Source organism: Streptomyces sp. NPDC057307, from assembly GCF_042667665.1.
Lineage (GTDB): Bacteria > Actinomycetota > Actinomycetes > Streptomycetales > Streptomycetaceae > Streptomyces.
The window spans coordinates 18941-40614 of sequence record NZ_JBHUZM010000051.1 but is presented as its reverse complement, the minus strand read 5'-3'; the positions used below and the strand labels follow the sequence as shown (position 1 = coordinate 40614).

Annotated in this window: 12 protein-coding genes; 10 read left to right on the top strand and 2 right to left on the bottom strand. The window is 72.6% G+C overall.

All coding sequences use genetic code 11. From position 1 onward, the window contains the following. The first annotated feature begins 6 nt into the window (after window positions 1-6). The 6 genes from ACFUN8_RS19300 to moeZ all read left to right on the top strand — a co-directional run bounded on the left by ACFUN8_RS19300 (window position 7) and on the right by moeZ (window position 7776). On the top strand, window positions 7-1413 hold the full coding sequence (locus ACFUN8_RS19300) for a DUF3152 domain-containing protein (protein ID WP_383638707.1): 1407 nt from the start codon (window positions 7-9) through the stop codon (window positions 1411-1413). A 209-nt stretch (window positions 1414-1622) separates the two neighbouring features. After that, on the top strand, window positions 1623-3485 hold the full coding sequence (locus ACFUN8_RS19295; protein ID WP_383638704.1) for a DUF3492 domain-containing protein: 1863 nt from the start codon (window positions 1623-1625) through the stop codon (window positions 3483-3485). Beyond that, entirely contained in the window at window positions 3478-4608 is a 1131-nt protein-coding gene (locus ACFUN8_RS19290; RefSeq protein WP_383638701.1) for a hypothetical protein, read from the top strand. The genes ACFUN8_RS19295 and ACFUN8_RS19290 overlap by 8 nt, the downstream gene beginning before the upstream one ends. Before the next feature lie 182 nt (window positions 4609-4790). Next, on the top strand, window positions 4791-5777 hold the full coding sequence (locus ACFUN8_RS19285) for an NAD-dependent epimerase/dehydratase family protein (RefSeq protein ID WP_383638698.1): 987 nt from the start codon (window positions 4791-4793) through the stop codon (window positions 5775-5777). Beyond that, a complete protein-coding gene (locus tag ACFUN8_RS19280) occupies window positions 5765-6526 on the top strand; it encodes a spherulation-specific family 4 protein (protein WP_383638695.1) in 762 nt (253 codons plus the stop codon). The genes ACFUN8_RS19285 and ACFUN8_RS19280 overlap by 13 nt, the downstream gene beginning before the upstream one ends. Window positions 6527-6597: 71 nt before the next feature. Then, complete coding sequence (gene moeZ, locus ACFUN8_RS19275) at window positions 6598-7776, top strand: adenylyltransferase/sulfurtransferase MoeZ (RefSeq protein ID WP_383638692.1); 1179 nt, start codon at window positions 6598-6600, stop codon at window positions 7774-7776. A gap of 87 nt (window positions 7777-7863) precedes the next feature. Here moeZ and ACFUN8_RS19270 read toward each other — a convergent pair whose 3' ends face one another. After that, window positions 7864-9522, bottom strand: a complete 1659-nt coding sequence (locus tag ACFUN8_RS19270) for an alpha/beta hydrolase (RefSeq protein WP_383638689.1) — start codon at window positions 9520-9522, stop codon at window positions 7864-7866. Window positions 9523-9601: 79 nt separating this feature from the next. Further along, on the bottom strand, window positions 9602-12397 hold the full coding sequence (locus ACFUN8_RS19265) for a lysylphosphatidylglycerol synthase domain-containing protein (protein WP_383638686.1): 2796 nt from the start codon (window positions 12395-12397) through the stop codon (window positions 9602-9604). Window positions 12398-12639: 242 nt separating this feature from the next. On the opposite strand from ACFUN8_RS19265, the gene ACFUN8_RS19260 reads away from it, so the two are divergent. The 4 genes from ACFUN8_RS19260 (at window position 12640) to ACFUN8_RS19245 (ending at window position 21666) form a co-directional block, all read left to right on the top strand. Then, a complete protein-coding gene (locus ACFUN8_RS19260) occupies window positions 12640-13104 on the top strand; it encodes an MGMT family protein (protein WP_383638725.1) in 465 nt (154 codons plus the stop codon). A 251-nt stretch (window positions 13105-13355) separates the two neighbouring features. Further along, window positions 13356-16772 carry an ATP-dependent helicase gene (locus ACFUN8_RS19255; RefSeq protein ID WP_383638683.1) on the top strand — a complete coding sequence of 1139 codons (3417 nt, stop codon included), beginning with the start codon at window positions 13356-13358 and terminating at the stop codon, window positions 16770-16772. 122 nt (window positions 16773-16894) lie between these two features. Beyond that, window positions 16895-17767: a hypothetical protein gene (locus ACFUN8_RS19250; RefSeq protein ID WP_383638680.1), complete on the top strand. Its 873-nt coding sequence runs from the start codon at window positions 16895-16897 to the stop codon at window positions 17765-17767. Window positions 17768-18033: 266 nt separating this feature from the next. Further along, window positions 18034-21666, top strand: a complete 3633-nt coding sequence (locus tag ACFUN8_RS19245; protein WP_383638677.1) for a UvrD-helicase domain-containing protein — start codon at window positions 18034-18036, stop codon at window positions 21664-21666. Window positions 21667-21674: the final 8 nt, after the last annotated feature.

The following is a 21674-nucleotide window of genomic DNA, read 5'->3' as shown; positions in this document are numbered from 1 at the left end:
CGGGGCGTGGGACGACACAGCCGTAAAGGCCCCGCACCCCAGGGATCCGACAGCAAGAAGCGCGCGCCCGCCGGTGGCCCACCGCCCGACGGGCGGGAGGCGCGGCCCACCCCGCCTCCCGGCGGCGAGCGGGGACGCGCGGCGCCGCCGTACGGCACCCCCGCGCACGGCGTGCCGCAGGTGCGCGGCGGGCACCCCGAACACCGTGAGCCCGGCGGCGGCTGGGGTGACCAGCAGCGGTACGGGGACCGGCAGGACGGGTCGCAGGGGCGCGGCGGGCCGCAGGGGCCTCCACATCCACAGGGGCCGCGCGGACAGACGCGTTCGACGACCGGACAGCGCCGGGTGCCCGGACCGCGCCGCGAGTTCATCGACGCCTTCGACGCGCCGCCCCCTCCGTACGGATCAGGCGTCGGCCCCGGCTTCGGTGCCGACTCCGCGCAGTGGCGGCCCGATCCGTACGCCCCCGTGACCGACTGGGACGACGAGGGCAGCCGCCCCCGCGCCGCCTTCGGCGCCGACTCCGGCCGTGGCTCGGACCGGGACGACCCCGAGGCCGCCCCGGACGCCGAGGGCGGGCGGGAGCGGCCCGCCAAGGGCGGTCTGGGGCGCACCTTCACCGGGATCGCCGCGGCGGCCGTGACCACGGTGCTCGCCGTCGTGGTGGCCGGTCAGGTCACCGACGGCCGTCCCTCCCGGGCCGACGCGCTGCCCTCCGGCGGGCTCGCCCGCGCCGGGGAGGACGCCGCCTCGCGATCGAGCGGCCGGCCGACGCCGAAGGAGCCCGCGGTCGAGGCCCCGGCGAAGCCGCCCACCTACGGTCAGTTGATGGCCAAGCAGTTCCCGCTGGCCGCCGATCTGAAGGGCTCGGGCGAGTTCGAGGCGGTCCCCGGGGTGGCCAAGGCGCCCGGCAGGGGCGAGAAGGTCCGCTACCGGATCGACATCGAGAAGGGCCTCGGTCTCGACCAGAAGCTGTTCGCCGACGCCGTACAGAAAACCCTGAACGACAACCGGAGTTGGGCCCACAACGGGGCCATGACCTTCGAGCGGATCGCCGGTGGCTCGCCCAACTTCGTGATCACCCTGGCGAGTCCCGGGACCACGGCCGAGTGGTGCGCGAAGTCGGGCCTGGACACCACCGTCGACAACGTGTCCTGCGACTCCGCGGCGACCGACCGCGTCATGATCAACGCGTTCCGCTGGGCGCGGGGGGCCGAGACCTACGGCTCCAAGGCGATGCTCACCTACCGGCAGATGCTGATCAACCACGAGATCGGGCACCGGCTCGGCTACGGGCACGTGAGCTGCCAGACCCCTGGCTCGCTCGCCCCCGTGATGCAGCAGCAGACCAAGACGCTCGATCTCGACGGCGTCAAGTGCAAGCCCAACCCCTGGGCATTCCCCGGCAGTTGAGGCATCGGCCGCAGCTTGACGCAGCGTGACCGGATAATCCCTTACCGCGACGGAACGCTACCGCGGTGGGAAAGTTACGTGCATTCACCCCTTCTGGTGGTGCGACGGACAACCGTCCGCCGTTCCACCGTCATGTCCGCTTACGGTCGTCCCGCTGCGAGTCGCCGATCCAACGGCGGCTTCCCACAAGGGAGATCAGGGGTGTGCTCGTGCGGATCGGACTACTCACGGACGGTGGCTACCCGTATGCGACGGGTGAGTCCAGGCTGTGGTGCGACCGGCTCGTACGCGGGCTCGCACAGCACGAGTTCGACATCTACGCGCTCAGCCGCAGCGCCCACCAGGAGGGCAACGGCTGGATCCAGCTGCCGCCCTCCGTACAGCGGGTGCGCACCGCGTCCCTCTGGTCGGCGGAGGGCGACGGGAGGGCGTACGGACGGCGCGAACGACGGCGCTTCGTGGGGCACTTCGGAGATCTGATCGCCGCCGTCTGCGCCCCGGACGAGAGTGCCGCCGAGGGGACGGGCGGCGACGGCGCGCGCGGCGTGAGCGGCCTGAGCGCCTTCGCCGAAGGGCTGTACGGGCTCGCCGAACTGGCGCGCGACCACGGCGGTCTGTCCACGGCCCTCCGGTCGGAGACCGCCGTACGGATCCTCGAATCCGCCTGCCACGTCCCCGGCGCACGCCGGAGCGTGCGCGGTGCCACCGTCTCCGACTACCTCGTCTTCGCCGACCAGTTGGAGCGCGCGCTGCGCCCGCTCTCCCTCGACTGGTACGACGAAGACGGTCTCGGCGCCGTCGATCTGTGCCACGCGACGACCGGCGGATCCGCCGCACTGCCCGGACTGCTGGCCAAACGCTTCTTCGGCGCGCCGTTGCTGGTCACCGAGTACGGCGTCCAGCTCCGCGCCCACTACCTGGCCGCCGGACCCGACGGTGACGCGCCCCTGCGCGCGCCGGTGCGCGCCCTGCTCGCGGCCTTCCAGGGCCGGCTCGCCGCCGAGGTCTACCGGCAGGCCACCGTCATCACCCCCGGCAACACCCACGCCAGACGCTGGCAGGAGCGCTGCGGCGCGGACCGCGCGAAACTGCGCACCGTCTACCCGGGAATGGAGACGGAGCGCTTCTCGGCGCTGGGCGAGCGCAACGAAGGCCGTACCGGGGCCCGTATCGGGAGCCGTGACGAGGGTGACGGCGGCGATCCGAACACCCTTGTCTGGGTCGGCCGGATCGAGCCCGCCAAGGACCTCATCTCCCTGCTGCACGCCTTCGCCGACATCCGTAAGGAGGAGCCCGGGGCGCGGCTGCGGATCATCGGCGCCGCCGCGCAGGGCGCGGAGGCGACGGCGTATCTCGCCCACTGCCGGGCGCTGGCCGCGCAGTTGTTCCCCGACGAGGCGGCCGACGCGCACGCCGTGGGCGACAACTGCGTCTCCTTCGAGGAGGTCGGCGGGCCCGGCGCGCCGGAGCTGGTGGACGCGTACGCGGCGGGCGGCGTGATCGTCCTGTCCAGCATCGTCGAGGGCTTCCCGGTCAGTCTGGTCGAGGCGATGTTCTGCGGGCGCGCGACGGTCTCCACCGATGTCGGCGCGGTCGTCGAAGTCATCGGTGGTACGGGGCTCGTGGTGCCCCCGCGCAATCCGCGGGCGCTCGCCGACGCCTGTGTCGCGCTGTTGCGCGACCCGGAGCGGCGCGAACGGCTGGGCGCCGCCGCGCGGGCCCGCGCCCTCGAACTCTTCACCGTCGAGCAGAACCTGGCGGCGTTCCGCGACATCTATCTGGAGCTGATCTCGCACGCCCCGGTCCGGCGCCCGGCCGAGACCGTGGACGCGCACGGCGAGCCGCTGCCCTTCGCCAACCCGGCGGAGGCGTACGTACCGGGTCACTGGACCGCCGGACAGGCGAGAACCGTACCGATGCCGGCGCCGGTACCGATGGTGCCTCCCGTGTCCATGCCCCGTCCCGTACCCGTACCCCTGGCCATGTCCTTACCGGCGGTGCCACGGGCGCCGCGTCCTACGGAGGCGGTCGGCGTGGGCGCCGGGCAGACCCTGGGGGAGAGAGATGTCTGACGCGGACACCACCCCCATGGGGACGACGAGACTCGCGCGGCGCGCGGGCCCGGCCGACCCCGTCAAGACGCTGATGCACAGCCATCGCGAACTGTGCGAACGCGCCGTCGACCCGCTGGAGATCGCCGCAGGTCTGGAGGCGCACGGCGTCACCGACCGCGCCGCCGCGCGCTTCCGGCACCGCAACGTCTTCTCGCTCGCGGAGGAGCTGTACGCCCGCGTGCCGCGCGCCGCCGACAGCGGCACGGACACCACCGGCGCGACCACGCCGCATCCGGCGCGTGCCAACGGTCCGCGTGCCGGATGGGCGCTCCGCACCCTGCTCCCGGGCGCCGTGTGCGCCGTCGCCCTCGTCGCTCTGGAGTACGCCGGCGGGGCCGACGGCGCCGGTGCGGTCATCCGGCTCGCGGCAGGCGCGGCGGGGGCCGTCGCGCTCACCGTCGCCCTCCGGCGCGGCCCGCTGCGCGTCGAGGGCCACACGGCGCGCGTCTCACGACTGTGGGTGTGCTGGCTGCTGGCCTATGTGCTGTACGGCGACGGGCTGCTGCACGCCGGGACCGGCGGCGGGCCGCACGGGACGGCGGCCCCGGCCGAGGCCGCGCTCGTGGCCCTGGCGTTCGCCGTGGCTCCCGCCGCCTGGTGCGCCCATCTGCTGTCCGTCCAGGCCCGGCGCAGGCTCACCGACAGCCGTGGACTGGCCGAATTCGCCTCCCGGACCCGGCCGGTGCTCCTCGGCCTGGTCGTCCTGTACGCCGTCGCGCTGACGACCCTGGCCGTCGGCGCCGAACTCCTCCTCGGCGGCGGAGGAGGCACGGGCGCCGGTCACCCCGTCGCGACCGTGGCCCTCGGCTGTCTGCTGTTCCTCGCCCGACTGCTCACCGTCCACGGCTTCCCGAGGGCGGCGGCGACCGGCCTCGTCACCGCCTGCGCCGTCGAGGCGTCGGCCCTCGTCCTCGCCACGGTGGGCCGTGTCCCCGGCTTCGAGACCGTCTCCGCCCCCGTCCGGGCCCTGGTCGACGCGGGGGGAGCCGGCGCCGTACCGGCCGTCGCCTGCGGCGCCGCCGCGCTCGGGCTCCTGATCCACGCCGCGGTCTCCCTGTCCCGGGCCTCGGCCCACACCTGACCGGTGGACCGGCGGCCTCCGGCGCACGCCCCCGTCCGGGCCGCCCGTCCGGACCCACAGACCTCCCGCGGAGCCGACGCCGCGGGCGTAACCCGAAGCACACCGCAACACCCTCTAAGGAGACGACAGAACATGACCCCTCAACCCCCAGCACCGGCGCGTCGGAACCAAGGGGCAGCGCGATGAGGGTCCTGCTGCTCGGTGCCAACGGTTTCCTCGGGCGCTTCGTCGCCGACCGGCTGCTCGCCGACCCGGCCGTGCATCTGACCGCACTCGGCCGCGGCGACGACGCCGACGTACGGTTCGACCTCGCCGGCGGCAGTCCCGGAGCACTCACCCGCTTCCTGGACGCCGTCCACCCCGGGGTCGTCATCAACTGCGCCGGCGCCACCCGGGGCGGCGCCCGCGACCTGACCCGGCACAACACCGTCGCCGTCGCGACCGTCTGCGAGGCCCTGCGCCGCAGCGGCTGCGGCGCCCGCCTCGTCCAGCTCGGCTGCTCGTCCGAGTACGGGCCCTCCCAGCCCGGCTCGTCCACCGCCGAGGACGCGGTGCCCCGGCCCGGCGGGCCGTACGGCGTGAGCAAGCTGGCCGCCAGCGAACTGGTGCTCGGCGCGGGGCTCGACGCCGTCGTGCTGCGGGTCTTCTCGCCCGTCGGACCCGGCACGCCCGCGGGCTCCCCGCTCGGCCGGCTCGCCGAGGCGATGCGCCGCGCCATGCAGTCCGGCGACGGCGAGCTGAAGCTCAGCGGCCTCGGCGTACAGCGCGACTTCGTCGACGTACGCGACGTGGCCCGCGCCGTGCACGCCGCCTCGCTCTCCGCCGCCCAGGGCGTCGTCAACATCGGTACGGGGCGCGCGGTCCGGCTCAGGGACGCCGCGGCCATCCTCGCGAGGGTCGCCGGCTACGGCGGCGCCCTGCACGAGCTGGACGCGCCCACCGGCCCCCAGCGCCCCGTCCACGGGCACAGCCACGCCACCCTCGGCCCGCAGCGCGGCGAGCATCCGTCGGAGCAGCTGGGCAGCGGCCCGTTCCCGTACCCCGACGGCTGCGGCGGCTGGCAGCAGGCCGACGTCCGCACCGCGCGCGACCGGCTCGGCTGGCGGCCCCGGATCAACCTGGAGGAGTCGCTCGCCGACATCTGGATGGAGGCGGCATGTCGCATCTGACGAGGACCGGGGACAGCCTGCCGGCCACCGGCGCCACCGGGCTCGGCTTCGGCATCCCCGGATACGCGCATCCGCTGCTCGCCCCGGTCGAGTGGGCCGAACTGACGCGCCCCGGAACGCCGTTGCACTGGGCGGTGCTCAACGTCGCCGACGGGCCGGGCAGCAGGCCCGACCCGCACTGTCTGGAGGCGGCCGGCCGGCTCAGGAACGCGGGCGTACGGGTGCTCGGGCATCTCGATCTCGCGTACGGCGCCCGGAGCTTCGGCGAGATCGTCTCCGAGGCGCACGACTTCCACGACTGGTACCGCGTCGACGGCTTCTATCTGGACCGGTGTCCGGCGGAGGCCGCGTACCTCCCCGACGTCAGGCTCACGGCGGCGACGCTCGACACGATCTCCCCCGGCGGGCATCTGGTCCTCGGCCACGGGACGCATCCGTACCCCGGATACGCCGAGATCGCCGACCAGTTGGTCACCTTCCGCGGCCCGTGGACCGACTACCGCTGGTCACAGGTGGCCGAGTGGACGGCCGACCATCCTCCCGAACGCTTCGTGCATCTCGTCCACGGGGTGCCCCGCAGCCATCTGGACGAGGCGATGCGGATCGCGCGCTGGCAGGGCGCGGGCACGATCTTCTTCACCGACCGGAGCGATCACGACGACCGGATCGGGCAGAACAGCCCATTCGCGGCGCTGCCCGGCTACTGGGACGAAATCGTCTCGCAGATCGGACCGGGTGTCTCGGAATGAGAAGGCGCGTGGCAGTGTTACCGGAGGAACAAACGTACTGACCAATCGACCAATCCCCTGTTGAGGTCCCTGTGTCGCTGCCACCCCTGGTAGAGCCCGCTGCCGAGCTCACCGTCGACGAGGTCCGCAGGTACTCCCGTCACCTGATCATCCCGGACGTCGGGATGGACGGGCAGAAGCGGCTGAAGAACGCGAAGGTGCTCGTCGTCGGCGCCGGCGGGCTCGGCTCGCCCGCGCTGATGTATCTGGCCGCAGCCGGTGTCGGCACGCTCGGCATCGTGGAGTTCGACGAGGTCGACGAGTCGAACCTCCAGCGGCAGATCATCCACAGCCAGGCGGACATCGGCCGCTCGAAGGCCGCTTCCGCACGTGATTCCGTCCTCGGCATCAACCCGCTCGTGGAGGTCGTCCTTCACGAGGAGCGGCTCGAGTCCGAGAACGTGATGGAGATCTTCGCCCAGTACGACCTGATCGTGGACGGCACGGACAACTTCGCCACCCGCTATCTGGTCAACGACGCGTGTGTGCTGCTGGGCAAGCCGTACGTATGGGGCTCGATCTACCGCTTCGACGGTCAGGCGAGCGTCTTCTGGTCCGAGCACGGACCCTGCTACCGCTGCCTCTACCCGGAGCCGCCGCCCCCCGGCATGGTGCCGAGCTGCGCCGAGGGCGGTGTCCTCGGCGTGCTGTGCGCGTCGATCGGATCCATCCAGGTCAACGAGGCGATCAAGCTCCTCGCGGGCATCGGTGAGCCGCTGCTCGGCCGCCTGATGATCTACGACGCGCTGGAGATGCAGTACCGCCAGGTCAAGGTCCGCAAGGACCCCGACTGCGCGGTCTGCGGCGAGAACCCGACCGTCACCGAACTCATCGACTACGAAGCCTTCTGCGGCGTCGTGTCCGAGGAGGCGCAGGTGGCGGCCGCCGGTTCGACGATCACTCCGAAGCAGCTCAAGGAGTGGCTCGACGACGGCGAGAACATCGAGCTCATCGATGTGCGGGAGCCGAACGAGTTCGAGATCGTCTCCATCCCGGGTGCCAAGCTGATCCCGAAGAACGAGTTCCTGATGGGGAACGCGCTCCAGGATCTGCCGCAGGACAAGAAGATCGTCTTGAACTGCAAGACGGGTGTCCGCAGTGCGGAAGTGCTCGCGGTGCTGAAGTCGGCCGGTTTCGCCGACGCCGTGCACGTCGGCGGCGGAGTGGTCGGCTGGGTCAACCAGATCGAGCCGGAGAAGCCGATCTACTGAGCGATCAGTGACACACATACGTAGGAGGCCGGTCCACGAGCTGCGTGGGCCGGCCTCCTACGTAGGTCGCGTAGGTCGCTCAGTGCGTCACTTGCAGACCGTCCCGGCCTTCGGCACCTTGCCGTCGAGCAGATAACCGTCCACGGCCTTCTGCACGCACGCGCTGCCGGCGTTGTACGCGCCGTGCCCCTGGCCCTCGTACGTGAGCTGGACGCCGACGCCCTTGCCGAGCGCCTTCGCCATCGCCTGCGCGCCCTCGAACGGCGTGGCCGGGTCGCCGGTGTTGCCGATGACCAGGATCGGGGCCGCGCCCGGCGCGCTGACGTCGGGCTTGTCCCACTCGCCCGGCACCGGCCACTCGGAGCAGCCCAGCAGGCCCCAGCCGAGGAAGTCGCCGAAGACCGGCGACACCTCGCGGAATTCGGGGAGTTTCGCCTTCGTCTGCGCGAGCGTGTAGCGCTGCTTGGAGTCCACGCAGTTGACCGCCGCGTTGGCCGCCTGGATGTTGCTGTACTGGCCCTTCTCGTTGCGGCCGTTCATCGCGTCCGACAGGACGAGCAGCAGCGCGCCGCTGCCGCCGTCGGCCTCGTCCAGCCCCTGTTCCAGCAGCGGCCAGTACTCCTTCGAATAGAGCGCCTGGGCAATGCCGTTGGTGGCCTGGGTCTCGGTGAGCTTCCGGTCGCCGAGACCGGCGATCGGCTTCTTGTCGAGCCGGTCGAGCAGACCGACGACGAAGTCCTCGATCTCCTGGGGTGTGCTGCCCGGCAGTTGGCACGCGTCGCCGCGGCTCACACAGTCCTTCGCGAAGTTGGTGAGGGCGAGCTGGAAGCCCTCGGCCTGGCCGAGCGAGCCCTGTTCGGAGCTCTCGCTCGGGTCCACGACGGCGTCGAAGACGGTGCGGCCGACGGACTTCGGATACAGATGGGCGTAGACGCCGCCCAGCTCGGTGCCGTACGAGATGCCGAAGTAGTTGAGCTTGTCGTCGCCGAGGACCTGGCGCATCAGCTCCATGTCACGTGCGGCGTTGACGGTGCCGACGTGCGGGAGTGCCTTGCCGGACTTCTGCTCGCAGCCGCCCGCGTACCACTTGAGGCCGTCGACGTACGACTTCTCCTCGGCGCTGTCGTCCGGGGTCATGTCCTTCGCGTAGTACGCGTCGAGCTGCTTGTCGTCCTTGCACTCGACGGGGTCGCTGCGGCCGACGCCGCGCGGGTCGAAGCTGACGAGGTCGTAGCGGGTACGCAGCTTCTCGTAGTCCTTGCCGAAGGAGGGCAGCCCGGTCACACCGGAGCCGCCGGGCCCGCCGAAGTTGAAGACGAGCGAGCCGATGCGCTTGCCCGGGTCGCTCGTCTTCGCCCGGATGAGGGCCAGCTCGATGGTGTCGCCCTTGGGCTTGGCGTAGTCGAGCGGGGCGGCCATGGAGGCGCACTCCCACTTGGTGCCGCCGGGCAGCGGCGACGGAGCCGTACCGCCGCCCTCGGCCGCCGACGGGGTCGGGCACGCCTTCCAGTCCAGCTTCTGGGACGTCAGATTCTGGGGCGCGGCGGTCGTGTCGGTCTTGTTCTGGCCGTCCTGGCCGTCCTGATCGTGCTGGCTGGTCCGCCCGCCCTGGCCGGCGCTGTCCGAGTCGGAGCCGGAGCATCCGGCGGCCAGCAGGGTGACGGCGGTGACGGCGGTGACGGCGACCAGCGCCGGGCGGCGCCGCCCGGCGGGTGCGGTGGACGCGGAGAAGGAGGGCATCGGCATCTCCCCATGGTGCGTCGTGCCGGGGAGCGACGCGCGGCCCGGGGGCCAGCCGGGTGGTGACAGGGCTCGGGGAGACCCGTCAAAGGGCTCCCTTGCGGGTGAGGTGGTTGAAGCAGATCCACCCGGGCAGCACCGGCAGCCACAGGGTCATCATCCGGTACAACAACACCGCCGGGGCCGCGACCTCCTTCGGAACCCCCGTCGCGATCAGACCGATCGTCAGCGCGCCCTCGACGGCGCCCACACCGCCAGGCGTCGGCGCGGCCGACCCCAGCGCGTTGCCCGCGAGGAACACGACGGCGATGCTCGCGTAGCTGAGCTGCTGATGCCCATCGTCGAAGGCCCGGATCGACGCGTCCAGACACATCACGAACAGACCGGTCAGCAGCAGCATCCCGCCGATACCGGTGAGGAGCTTCATGGGCCGCTGGAGCACGTCGAGCATGCGCGGCACCACACCCGCGAACAGCGAACGCAGCCGTGTCACCACGAACTTCCGGAGGAACGGGATCGCGGTGACGACCAGCACCAGCACGGCGACGGTCAGCAGCCCCGCGATCACCGTCCTCGACGGGGTGAGGGAGGTCGTCTTCTCCGTACCGGTGAGATAGCCGAAGGCGAGCAGCAGCAGGATGTGCGCGCCGAGCCCGAACAGCTGCGAGGCGCCGACGCTGGCCACGGCGAGCCCCGGGCGCACGCCCGCGCGTTGCAGGAAGCGGGTGTTGAGCGCCACCCCGCCGACCGCCGCCGGGGCGACGAGCTTGACGAACGACCCGGCGACCTGCGCGACGACCGTACGCAGGAAGCCCACCCGCTCCGGGACGAAGCCGAGCAGGCTCATCGCGGCGGCCACGTAGCTGAGCGCCGAGAACAGGACGGCGGCGGCCACCCAGCCCCAGTGCGTGTTGGCGAAGACGTTGCCGAAGTCGATCCCGGCGAGCTGCGTGAGCAGGAAGTACGCGGCGATCGCGCCGGCGATGAAGCTGACGAGTGTGCGGGGTCTGATGCGCTCCAGACGGACCGGTTCGACCGGCGCCTGCGGTCTGATCAGCAGCACCTGCCCGCGGATCTGGGAGAGCAGATCCTCCTCGCGCACCTCGTCGAGCGCGTCGTCCATGGCCTTCTTCTCGGCCTGCTTCACCGCGCGCAGGGACTTGCGGGCCTCCTTGCGGTCCGCGTCGGTGGTCGCTGCCGCCACCTCCGCCGTACGGGCGTGCTTGGCCGCCTCGGACGCCTGGAGCACCGCGTCGCGCTCACGCTGGGACCGCTCACGGGCGAGCCTGCGCAGTGTCGTGCGGGTGGAACGGCTGAGCGCGATCGGCTGCAGCAGCGGCAGGCAGTCGGCGACGGCGTCGGGGCCGAGGACGTCCACGGCCGCGGCCACCGCCCGTTCGGCGCCGATCCGCAGCCCGACCGTGGTGAGGAGCTGCGCGGTGTCCATCCGCAGCACCACGTCGCCCGCCGCGATCTCACCGCCGCGCAGATCCGTGACGATCACATTGCCGTCCGAGTCGACCAGCAGCGCGTCGCCGGTGAGTCTGCGATGGGCGATCCGGCGCGACTGGAGCGCCTTGACCTGTCGCCAGGCGCCACGCACCAGCTCGTCGGTGATCTCGTCGTCCGGCAGCGAGTCCAGGGAGCGGCCGCCCATGTGCTCGTACACCAGGATGACGGCGTCGGGGCCGAGTTCGGAGGTGGCGATCAGCTTGGGGGCGTTGGCGCCGGCGGCGATGGCGGCGTACGCGAGGAGCGCTTCCTGCTCCAGCGCCTGGCGCAGGGAGGGGATCGAGCGGCGGGTGCTGATCGAGCGCAGGGTGAGGCGGCGCCAGACCCGGTAGAAGAAGCCCTGCGCCTGCTGTTCCCGGTCGACGACGGTGACGTCGAGCGGTGGGCCGTCGTCGAGGGTCACCAGATAGCGGCGGCCCCGTTCGCCCTGCTCGGCCGAGTCGCTGCTCTCGTCGGGCTCGGCGCGCATCGCGCTGACGGGGCGGAAACCCACATGGCGAAGACCCGCCATCAGGGTCTGGCCGGTGGGCCGTACGTTCGGCGAGCCGACCGTGTAGAGCGTGCCGTACGCGACGGTCCAGCCGATCAGCACGGTGAGAATGATCGAGAACGGTGTGGTGTAGCCGGCGACCAGCATCGCGAACGCGTCGAGCAGCAGCACCACCCACAGCACGACGCGCCAGCGGGGTCTGCGGGCCATGCCCACGGCGGTCATATAGGCGATGACGGGCGCGAGATAGCCGTGGACGGGGTCGGTGAGCCCTTCGCCCGGCTGTGCGCGGGTGAGCGCGTCCTGGATGGATCCGGGCGCCGCGCGGGCGACCCACAGATCGGTGGCGAGCGTGACGCCGTGCGCGAGGACGGCGGCGAGTACGCCGTCCGCGATGCGCAGGCCGTCGCGTTTGATCAGCCGCTCGATCGCGAAGGCGACCGGGACGAGCAGCACGGCGATGCTGGAGATCAGACCGGCGACCTTGACGAGCAGGTCGGGGGCCTGGCCGGTGCCCTTGCTGATGTCCTGTTCGAGACCGGACGTGGTGCCGTGGGCGAAGGCGGAGAGACCGATGACGACGGCGATGGCGAGGACGCCGATGAGCAGCCGCAGCAGGTCGGACGGGCGGTGCACGCGGGCGGCGAGCAGCGGCTCGTCCCCGGAGAGCGGGTCGGCGTGGCTGCCGGGAGGGGCGTCGCGGCGGATCACCTCGGCGGGGTCGGGGGCGGCGCCGCTCTCCTGGCCGGTCTCGGCCCCTGCCTCGGCCTTCTTCTTGCCTTCCGTGGTGCCGTCGGTGCCGCTCTCCGCACCGGCGTCGGGGCCTGATTCCGGGCGCGGCTCGGCGTCAGGGGTGCCCGCCACCGTCGGAGGCTGCACGCCCTGCTCCTTCGTCGAATCCGTGTCTTCTTGATCTCGTATCACCAGTCACCGCCCGCATGATGGTGGCACGCCAGGGTGACAGAGGGGGGTATCAGGGTGCATTGAGGAACACCGCGTCGGCTGTGCCGGGACGTGCGGGCAGCTCGTCGGACAGGCTGTCCGGCAGGTCGTCGGACACCTCGTCGGGGTCGTCGGGCCGGGACCGGTGGGCGGGCGGACTGTCGGTGGTGTGCGGCAGGATGGGACGGATGAGGAGCGACGAGCCCGACGAGGTGTCCGGAGATCTGCCCGAGTACGCGGAGCGGGTGCTCGACGTGGCCGATCTGATCCCGCCCGGCCGGGTCATGGCCTACGGCGATGTGGCCGAATGGCTGGGCGAGGGCGGTCCGCGTCAGGTCGGCCGGGCGATGGCGCTGTACGGCGGGGCCGTGCCCTGGTGGCGTGTGGTCCGCTCGGACGGTGTGCTGCTGGCCGGTCATGAGCTGGAGGCCCTGGCCCGCTACCGGGAGGAGGCGACCCCGCTGCGGGAGGCGTCGCGCGGCGCCGAAGGCCATCTGCCGCGCCTCGATATGAAACGGGCGCGATGGGACGGCCGGCCACCGGAAACCGGCACCGGATCGTCGGAACCTGACACCGGGTCGTCGGAGACCGGCATCGGGTCGTCGGAAACCGACACTGATATGGGCGATGCTGCTCACATCTGACAGTTTCTGACATTCCACTGCGCCGCGGGAGGTCCGGCGGGTCTGCTGAGGACCGTACGGATGACCGGACCCCGCGATCAACGGGTCAACCGGGTCCGCCGCACCGTCCGCCCCGCCCGCGAAGGCCGTCGGATCAACAGGCGGACTCCACGCTTCCGAGCCGCACCTCGGCGTAGCCTCGTCAGCTCGCGACCCACACACCTCAGAAACCCCCGTCACCACCAGCATCCCCTCCAGGACCGGCGATCCACGTGAGCTCCTCCTCTTTCACCGGGCGTACCCCGCACCGTCGGGTACGGCAGCGGACCTCCGGTGCGTACCGACTGCTGCGCACGGCGCCGGTCGCGGTGGAGCCCCCTGTGCTGGACGCAGCGCAGCGCCCGGTGGTTGACCATGACCGCGGGCCACTGCTCGTCCTCGCGGGTCCGGGCACGGGGAAGACGACCACGCTGGTCGAGAGCGTCGCCGCGCGGGTCGCGCGGGGCGCCGATCCGGAACGGATGCTCGTCCTCACCTTCAGCCGCAAGGCGGCGGTCGAACTGCGCGACCGGACGGCGGTCAGGCTGGGCGGCGCGCAGGGGCCGCAGGCGACCACATTCCACTCATTCTGTTACGCGCTGATCCGTGCCCACCAGGAGGCCGACCTCTTCACCGAACCGCTGAGGCTGCTCTCGGGACCGGAACAGGACGTCGCCGTACGGGAACTGCTCGCCGGCCAGCTCGACCTGGAGCGCGAGGGGCTGGCGCACATCCGCTGGCCCGACGAGCTGCGGGCCTGCCTCACCACGCGCGGCTTCGCCGACGAGGTACGCGCGGTGCTCGCCCGCAGCCGCGAACTGGGGCTCGGTCCGCACTCCCTGGCCGTCTTCGCACGGCGTACGGGCCGACCCGACTGGACGGCCGCAGCGTCCTTCCTCGCCGAATATCTCGACGTCCTGGACATGCAGGGCGTCCTCGACTACGCCGAGCTGGTCCATCGGGCCGTGCTGCTCGCCGAACGGCCCGAGGTCGCGAAGTGGCTGGCCGACCGGTACGACGCGGTGTTCGTCGACGAGTACCAGGACACCGACCCCGCGCAGGTCAGACTGCTCAGGGCGCTCGCCGGGAACGGCCGCACACTGGTGGCGTTCGGCGACCCGGACCAGTCGATCTACGCGTTCCGGGGCGCCGACGTGAACGGCATCCTCGACTTCCCGGACGCCTTCCCACGCGCGGACGGGCGCCCCGCCCCGGTGGAGGTGCTGACGACCTCCCGGCGCTCCGGCGCGGGGCTGCTCGCCGCGACCCGGCTGCTCACCCGCCGGATGCCGCTCAACCGGCTGCCGGCCGAGAAGGTACGGGCCCACCGCGAGCTGGCGGCGGTCCGCGAGGGCGGCCGGATCGAGACGTACACCTACCCGACCCCCTCGACCGAGCTGGAGAACGTCGCCGACATCCTGCGGCGCGCGCATCTTGAAGAGGGCGTGCCCTGGAGCGAGATGGCGGTGCTGGTACGGGCCGGCGGCCGGACCATCCCGGCCGTGCGGCGGGCCCTCACCTCGGCGGGCGTCCCTCTGGAGATCGACGGCGACGATGTGCCGCTGCGTCATGAACCGGCGGTGTCGCCGCTGCTGACGGCGCTGCGCGCGGTCGCGACGGCGGCGGTCCGGTCGGTGCGGGGGGAGGGGGAGGAGGCAGGAGGGGAGGCGACGGGGACGGACGGTGTGGAGGCCGAGGTGGGCTCGGATGACGCCGACGCCGATGCCGACGCCGACACCACCACCGGCCCCGGCCCCGGCGGTGTGGTCGAGGGCGACTGGCTCGACGTCGAGACCGCGATCACGCTGCTCACCTCGCCCCTCGGCGGCATGGACGCCGCCGACCTCCGCCGCCTCGGCCGGGCGCTGCGCGACGAGGAGCGGGCCGCCGGGAACCGCGTACCGCCGCCCTCCGACGTACTCCTGGCCCGCGCCCTCGCCGAACCGCAGCGGCTCGTCACGCACGACCCCGCCCACGCGCGCGGCGCGCAGCGGCTGGGCGCGCTGCTCGCCAAGGCGCGTGACCTGCTGGCGGGCGGCGGCACCGCCGACGAGGCGCTGTGGGAGCTGTGGGACGGCACTCCCTGGCCGGCCCGGCTGGAGCGGTCGGCCCTGCGCGGCGGCGCCGCGGGCCGTAACGCCGACCGGGACCTGGACGCCGTGTGCGCCCTGTTCGACGCCGCGGCACGGGCCGAGGAACGCACCGGCGGGCGCGGCGCCCTCAACTTCCTTGAGGAGATCGACGCGCAGGACATCGCCGCCGACACGCTCAGCGGCAGATCCGTACGGCCCGACGCCGTCCGTCTGATGACCGCGCACCGCTCCAAGGGCCTGGAGTGGCGACTCGTCGTCGTCGCGGGCGTCCAAGAGGGGCTCTGGCCCGACCTGCGGCGTCGTGGCTCTCTTCTGGAGGCGGACAGGATCGGCCGTGACGGTCTGGCGGAGCCCCTCACTCCCGGCGCCCTCCTTACAGAGGAGCGACGCCTCTTCTACGTGGCGGCCACCCGCGCCCGCGAACGGCTCGTCGTCACGGCGGTCAAGGCCCCCGCCGACGACGGCGACCAGCCGTCCCGCTTCCTCACCGAACTGGGCGTCGACCCCAAGGACGTCACCGGCCGGCCGCGCCGCCCGCTCGCCGTCGCCGCGCTCGTGGCCGAGCTGCGCGCCACGACCGTGGACCCGCAGGCGACACCCGTGCTGCGCGACGCGGCGGCCCGACGGCTCGCCCGGCTCGCCGCGCTCAGCGACGAGGAGGGCCAGCCGCTCGTCCCCGCCGCCCACCCGCACCGCTGGTGGGGCCTGTACGAGCCGACGCACAGCGCCGTCCCCCTGCGCGACAGGGACCAGCCTGTCGCCCTGTCCGGCAGCGCGCTGGACCAGCTCGCCAACACCTGCGCGCTCCAGTGGTTCCTCGGGCGCGAGGTCAAGGCGGACGAACTGTCCACCGCCGCGCAGGGTTTCGGCAACGTCGTCCATGTCCTGGCCGACGAGGTGGCCTCCGGCCGTACCCCCGCCGACCTCGCCGTCCTCATGGAGCGCCTCGACTCGGTCTGGGACGCGCTCGCCTTCGACGCGCCCTGGAAGTCCCAGCAGGAGAAGAGCCACGCGCGCGTGGCGCTGGAGCGCTTCCTGCGCTGGCATGTGATGGACCGCGCCGGCCGCACACCGGCGGCCACTGAGCACGCCTTCGACGTCACCCTGGAGGCGGGCGCCTACGAGGTACGGATCCGCGGCTCCATGGACCGGGTGGAACAGGACGCCCAAGGACGCGCCTACGTCGTCGACTTCAAGACCGGCAAAGCGGCTCCTACCAAAGAGGAGGTCGCCCACCACCCGCAGCTCGCCGTCTACCAGCTCGCGGTGGGGGAGGGCGCGGTGGACGAGGTCTTCGACGGGCGGCGGCCGGAGGCCGGGGGCGCCGAACTCGTACAGCTCAGGCAGGCGGCGGCCAAGAAGGAGGGCGGCGAGGACCTGCCCAAGATCCAGGCGCAGGAGCCGCTCGCGGGGGAGTGGGTCGGCGATCTGCTCGCGACGGCGGCCGGGCGCGTACTGGACGAACGCTTCACGCCGAGCGCCGGCCAGCACTGCGCGCACTGTTCCTTCCGCGCGTCGTGCAGCGCGCGGCCGGAGGGGCAGCAGATCGTGGAGTGAGTGCCTCTCCCGGATGAATCCCCTCGTGCACATGCACCCTTCGCGACTCCTCGCACCGTCGGAAAGGGAACGGCACGGAGGCACGGAGTACGAGACGTGCCAGATGTGCGAGGAGACAGCAGATGACCGCGATCAAGCGGAAGTTCCTGATGCCGGCGCTGGTGGGCGCGATCACGGTGGCCGGTGTGGCGAGTTGTTCCACCGGTGGCGCGGCCCGGGTGGCGGAGAGCACGGCCGAGAAGAAGGCGGCGGCCGCCGCGGAGCAGGTGGCCGCGGCGTCGACCGCGGCCACGTCGGCCGATCCGTTCGCGGGCCTGAGCGGCCCGCAGATCGCCCGCAAGGCCGTGACGGCGACCAAGGGCGCCAAGTCCCTGCGGCTGACGGCGGAGGGCACCGACGACGGCCGGCGCCTCAAGGTCGACTTCTCGCTGGACAAGCGGGGCACCTGCTCGGGAGGGCTGCGCCGGGACGACAGCGAGGCGGAGTTCGCCGTGGTGAAGAAGGTCACCTACATCAAGGGCGACGAACAGTTCTGGAGCTCCGTCGGCCTCACGGAGAACGAGAGGGACGAGAGCGCCGACCCCGACCGCCCCGACGACCTGACCGAGGCGCTCAGAGACAAGTGGCTCAAGATCCCCGCGGGCGCCGGCGCCACCGCACTGGCACTGGGCGGCGCGTGCGACCTGGACGCGATGCTCGAAAACCTCGACACCGCCGGCGGCAAGGGCCTGGCCAGGGGCAGCGCCTCCGAGGTCGACGGCCGCAAGGCGGTGACGCTGGTGAAGCGGGACGCCGGCAAGACGCAGACGACCTATGTGGCGGCCGAGGGAGCGCCCTATCTGCTGAAGGCGGTCAGCGAGGGCGGCCAGACGCCGGGCACGGTCCTCTTCAGGGACTTCGGCGTGCCGGTCGAGGCCACCGTCCCGCCGGCCGACCAGGTCGTCGACCTGCGGGAGATCCAGCGGTCGGAGAGCAGCCCGCCGGCCGACTTCTGAGGCCCTGGGGGCCACCGACAACCCGCCGTGCGGCGACGGCGATGTCTCACGCTGGACAGCCGTGACGTCGGACACCGGGCAATGGTGACGTCTCATACCGGGCGGTCGTGTCGCCGGACACCGGGCAATGGTGACGTCTCATACCGGGCGGTCGTGTCGCCGGACACCGGGCGACGGTGACGTCTCACACCGGAAGGTCGTGACGTCCGGATCTGTCTGAACTGTCCGGCGTCCTCCTGTCAGTGGTCCCCGATAGCCTCTCTGAAGTGTCCGCACGTATCACCGACCCCGCGCAGCTCAACGAACTCCTCGGCATCCCGTTCACCCCGGAGCAGACGGCGTGCATCACCGCACCGCCCGCACCGCAGGTGATCGTCGCCGGGGCGGGCTCGGGCAAGACGACGGTGATGGCGGCCCGCGTGGTGTGGCTGGTGGGCACCGGCCAGGTCGCGCCCGAGCAGGTGCTCGGACTCACCTTCACCAACAAGGCGGCGGGCGAGCTGGCCGAGCGGGTCCGCAAGGCGCTCGTACGGGCCGGGGTGACCGACCCCGATCTGCTCGACCAGGACAACCCGCCGGGCGAGCCCCGCATCTCCACCTACCACGCGTTCGCCGGCCAGCTCCTCACCGACCACGGCCTGCGGATAGGGCTTGAGCCGACGGCCCGGCTGCTGGCCGACGCCACCCGCTACCAGCTCGCCGCGCGGGTGCTGAAGGAGGCCCCCGGCCCGTATCCCTCCCTGACCAGATCGTTCCCCGCGCTGGTGGGCGATCTGCTGGCACTCGACGCCGAGTTGGCCGAGCACCTCGTCCCGACCGGCGAACTCGCCGCGTACGACACCGAACTGCTGCACACCCTCGAAGGCGCCCGGCTCACCAACGCCGACCTGCGGAAGGTGCCCGAGACCGCCACCGCCCGCCGCGAACTGCTCGATCTGGTGGGGCGGTACCGCAAGGCCAAGAGCGCCCGCGATCTGCTCGACTTCGGCGACCAGATCGCCCTCTCGGCGCAGCTGGCCCTCACCAGGCCCGAGGTCGGCCGCATCCTGCGCGACGAGTTCCGCGTGGTGCTGCTGGACGAGTACCAGGACACGTCGGTCGCCCAACGCCTCCTCCTGTCCGGGCTCTTCGGCGCCGGTACCGGCCACGCGGTGACGGCCGTCGGCGACCCCTGCCAGGCGATCTACGGCTGGCGCGGCGCCTCCGTCGCCAACCTGGACGACTTCCCCTCCCACTTCCCCTACGGCGACGGCACCCCGGCCGCCCGCTTCTCACTCAGCGAGAACCGCCGCAGCGGTGGCCGCCTGCTTGACCTCGCCAACGGACTCGCCGGGCCGCTGCGTGCCATGCACGAGGGCGTGGAGGCGCTGCGGCCCGCGCCCGGCGCCGAACGTGACGGCATCGTGCGGTGCGCCCTCCTCCGTACCCATGCCGAGGAGCTGGACTGGCTCGCCGACTCCATCGCGCATCTGGTGCGCACGGGCAAGGAGCCCGGCGAGATCGCCGTACTGTGCCGCACCGCCGGTGACTTCCCCGAGATCCAGAGCGCGCTCGTCGCCCGTGACGTGCCCGTCGAGGTCGTCGGCCTCTCCGGGCTGCTTCACCTTCCGGAGGTCGCCGACCTCGTGGCGATGTGCGAGGTCCTCCAGGACCCGGGCGCCAACGCCTCCTTGGTACGGCTGCTCACCGGCCCGCGCTGGCGTATCGGCCCCCGCGATCTGGCCCTCCTCGGCCGCCGCGCCCGCCTGCTCGTCCACCGCGCGAGCGGCGCCGACGCCGACGATCCCGACGAACGACTGGCCGCGGCGGTCGAGGGCACCGACCCCGCCGAGGTGATATCGCTCGCCGACGCGCTCGACACATTCCTGGAGTCGGCCGGCGGCAAGGACGACGGTCTGCCGTTCTCCGCCGCCGCGCGCGTCCGTTTCGCCCGGCTCGCGGCCGAACTGCGCGATCTGCGCCGCTCGCTGGCCGACCCGCTGATGGACGTCCTGCACCGGGTCCTCGCCACCACCGGCCTGGAGGTCGAACTCTCGGCGTCGCCCCACGCCCTGGCCGCGCGCCGGCGCGAGACCCTGGGCAACTTCCTCGACACGGCCGCCTCCTTCGCCGCCCTCGACGGGGACGCCACGCTCCTCGCCTTCCTCGCCTTCCTCAGGACGGCGGCGCAGTACGAGAAGGGGCTCGACAACGCGCTGCCCGGCGGCGAGAACACGGTCAAGGTCCTCACCGCGCACAAGTCCAAGGGACTGGAGTGGGACGTCGTGGCCGTCCCCGGCCTGGTCACCGGGCAGTTCCCCAACAGCAAGGCGCGCGAAGCCTGGACGTCCCAGTCGAAGGTCCTGCCGCACGCCCTGCGCGGCGACGCCCCGACGCTCCCGGAGGTGCCGGGGTGGGACGCCAAGGGCCTCAAGGCGTTCAAGGACGAGATGCGTACGCACCAGCACACGGAGGAACTGCGCCTCGGCTACGTGACGTTCACCCGCCCGCGCTCGCTGCTGCTTGGCTCGGGCCACTGGTGGGGCCCGACCCAGAAGCGCGCCCGCGGCCCTTCCGACTTCCTGCACGCCCTGCACGACCACTGCGCGGCGGGCTTCGGCGAGATCGAGGTGTGGGCCGACGAGCCGCCGGAGACCGAGGAGAACCCCGCGCTGCTCGCGGCGGCCGAGACGCGGGCGTGGCCGCTCCCGCTGGACCCGGAGTCCCTGGCCCGCCGCCGCACGGCGGCGGACACGGTCCTGGCGCACCTCGACGCGCTGACGGCCTCGCCCTGGACGGGGGAGACGCCGTACGACGAGCCGGCGGTCCAGGAGGGTGCCCCGGCGCCGTACGACGCCTACGACGACCCGCCGGACGAGCCGGAGGAGCCGGACGGCCCCGACGCTCCTGACGAACTCGGCGCCCCCGACGACTGGGAGCACGACGATCTAGCGGACTGGGACACCTGGGAGACGGGCCGCGACCACCCGCGGCACGAGGAGACTCCGGAGCACCTGCCGGCCCCCCGTATCCCGGCCGACGCGTCCCCGCCTTCCGTAGGAGGCGGAGGCGGCGAACGCCTCTCTCCCGAGGAGACCCGCACGCTCGCCTCCTGGGACCGCGACCTCGACGCGCTCTCCGGCGAGCTGCTGCGCGCCCGCGCACGCGTCCGTGACGTGCCCGTGCCGCCGTCGCTCTCCGCCTCCCAACTGCTGCGCCTGGCCGCCGACCCCGACGGCTTCGCGCAGGAGCTGGCCCGCCCCATGCCCCGCCCGCCGCAGCGCGCAGCCCGCCGGGGCACCCGGTTCCACGCCTGGGTGGAGTCGCGCTTCGACGCGCTGCCGCTCCCGATGCTCGGCCCCGACGAGCTGCCCGGCGGCGCCGACGACGAGCCTGAGATCGCCGACGAACGCGATCTGGCGGCCCTCAAGGAGGCTTTCGACCGCACCCCGTACGCCCGGCGCACGCCGTACCGCGTCGAGGTCCCGTTCCAGCTCACCCTCGCCGGCCGGGTGATCCGGGGCCGTATCGACGCGGTGTACCGCGACGTCGACCCACTGACGGACACCGTCTCGTACGAGATCGTCGACTGGAAGACCAGCCGCGGCCGTACGGCCGACCCGCTCCAGCTCGCGGTCTACCGCCTGGCCTGGGCCGAGCAGCACGGCATCCCTCCGGACGCCGTCACGGCCACCTTCCTCTACGTACGGAGCGGCGAGTCCGTACGCCCCGAGGGCCTGCCCGGCCGCGCCGAACTGGAACGCGTCCTCCTGTACGGCACGGACGGCGGCACCGGCAGCGGCCCGGACGACGGCACCGACCGCACCGACCGCACGTCCGCACCCGACCTTGGCGACAACACGTCAGAACCACATCTCGAACGGCGAACGGCAGACGGGAGCACCCCCGGAGCCGGATAGGCTCGATG

Bases quoted from the DNA above. Each gene is read 5' to 3' on its own strand.
- ACFUN8_RS19290 (WP_383638701.1), top strand. From the start codon at position 3,478: ATGTCTGACGCGGACACCACCCCCATGGGGACGACGAGACTCGCGCGG.
- ACFUN8_RS19285 (WP_383638698.1), top strand. From the start codon at position 4,791: ATGAGGGTCCTGCTGCTCGGTGCCAACGGTTTCCTCGGGCGCTTCGTC.
- ACFUN8_RS19280 (WP_383638695.1), top strand. From the start codon at position 5,765: ATGTCGCATCTGACGAGGACCGGGGACAGCCTGCCGGCCACCGGCGCC.
- ACFUN8_RS19270 (WP_383638689.1), bottom strand. From the start codon at position 9,522: ATGCCGATGCCCTCCTTCTCCGCGTCCACCGCACCCGCCGGGCGGCGC.
- ACFUN8_RS19260 (WP_383638725.1), top strand. From the start codon at position 12,640: ATGGGACGGATGAGGAGCGACGAGCCCGACGAGGTGTCCGGAGATCTG.
- ACFUN8_RS19250 (WP_383638680.1), top strand. From the start codon at position 16,895: ATGACCGCGATCAAGCGGAAGTTCCTGATGCCGGCGCTGGTGGGCGCG.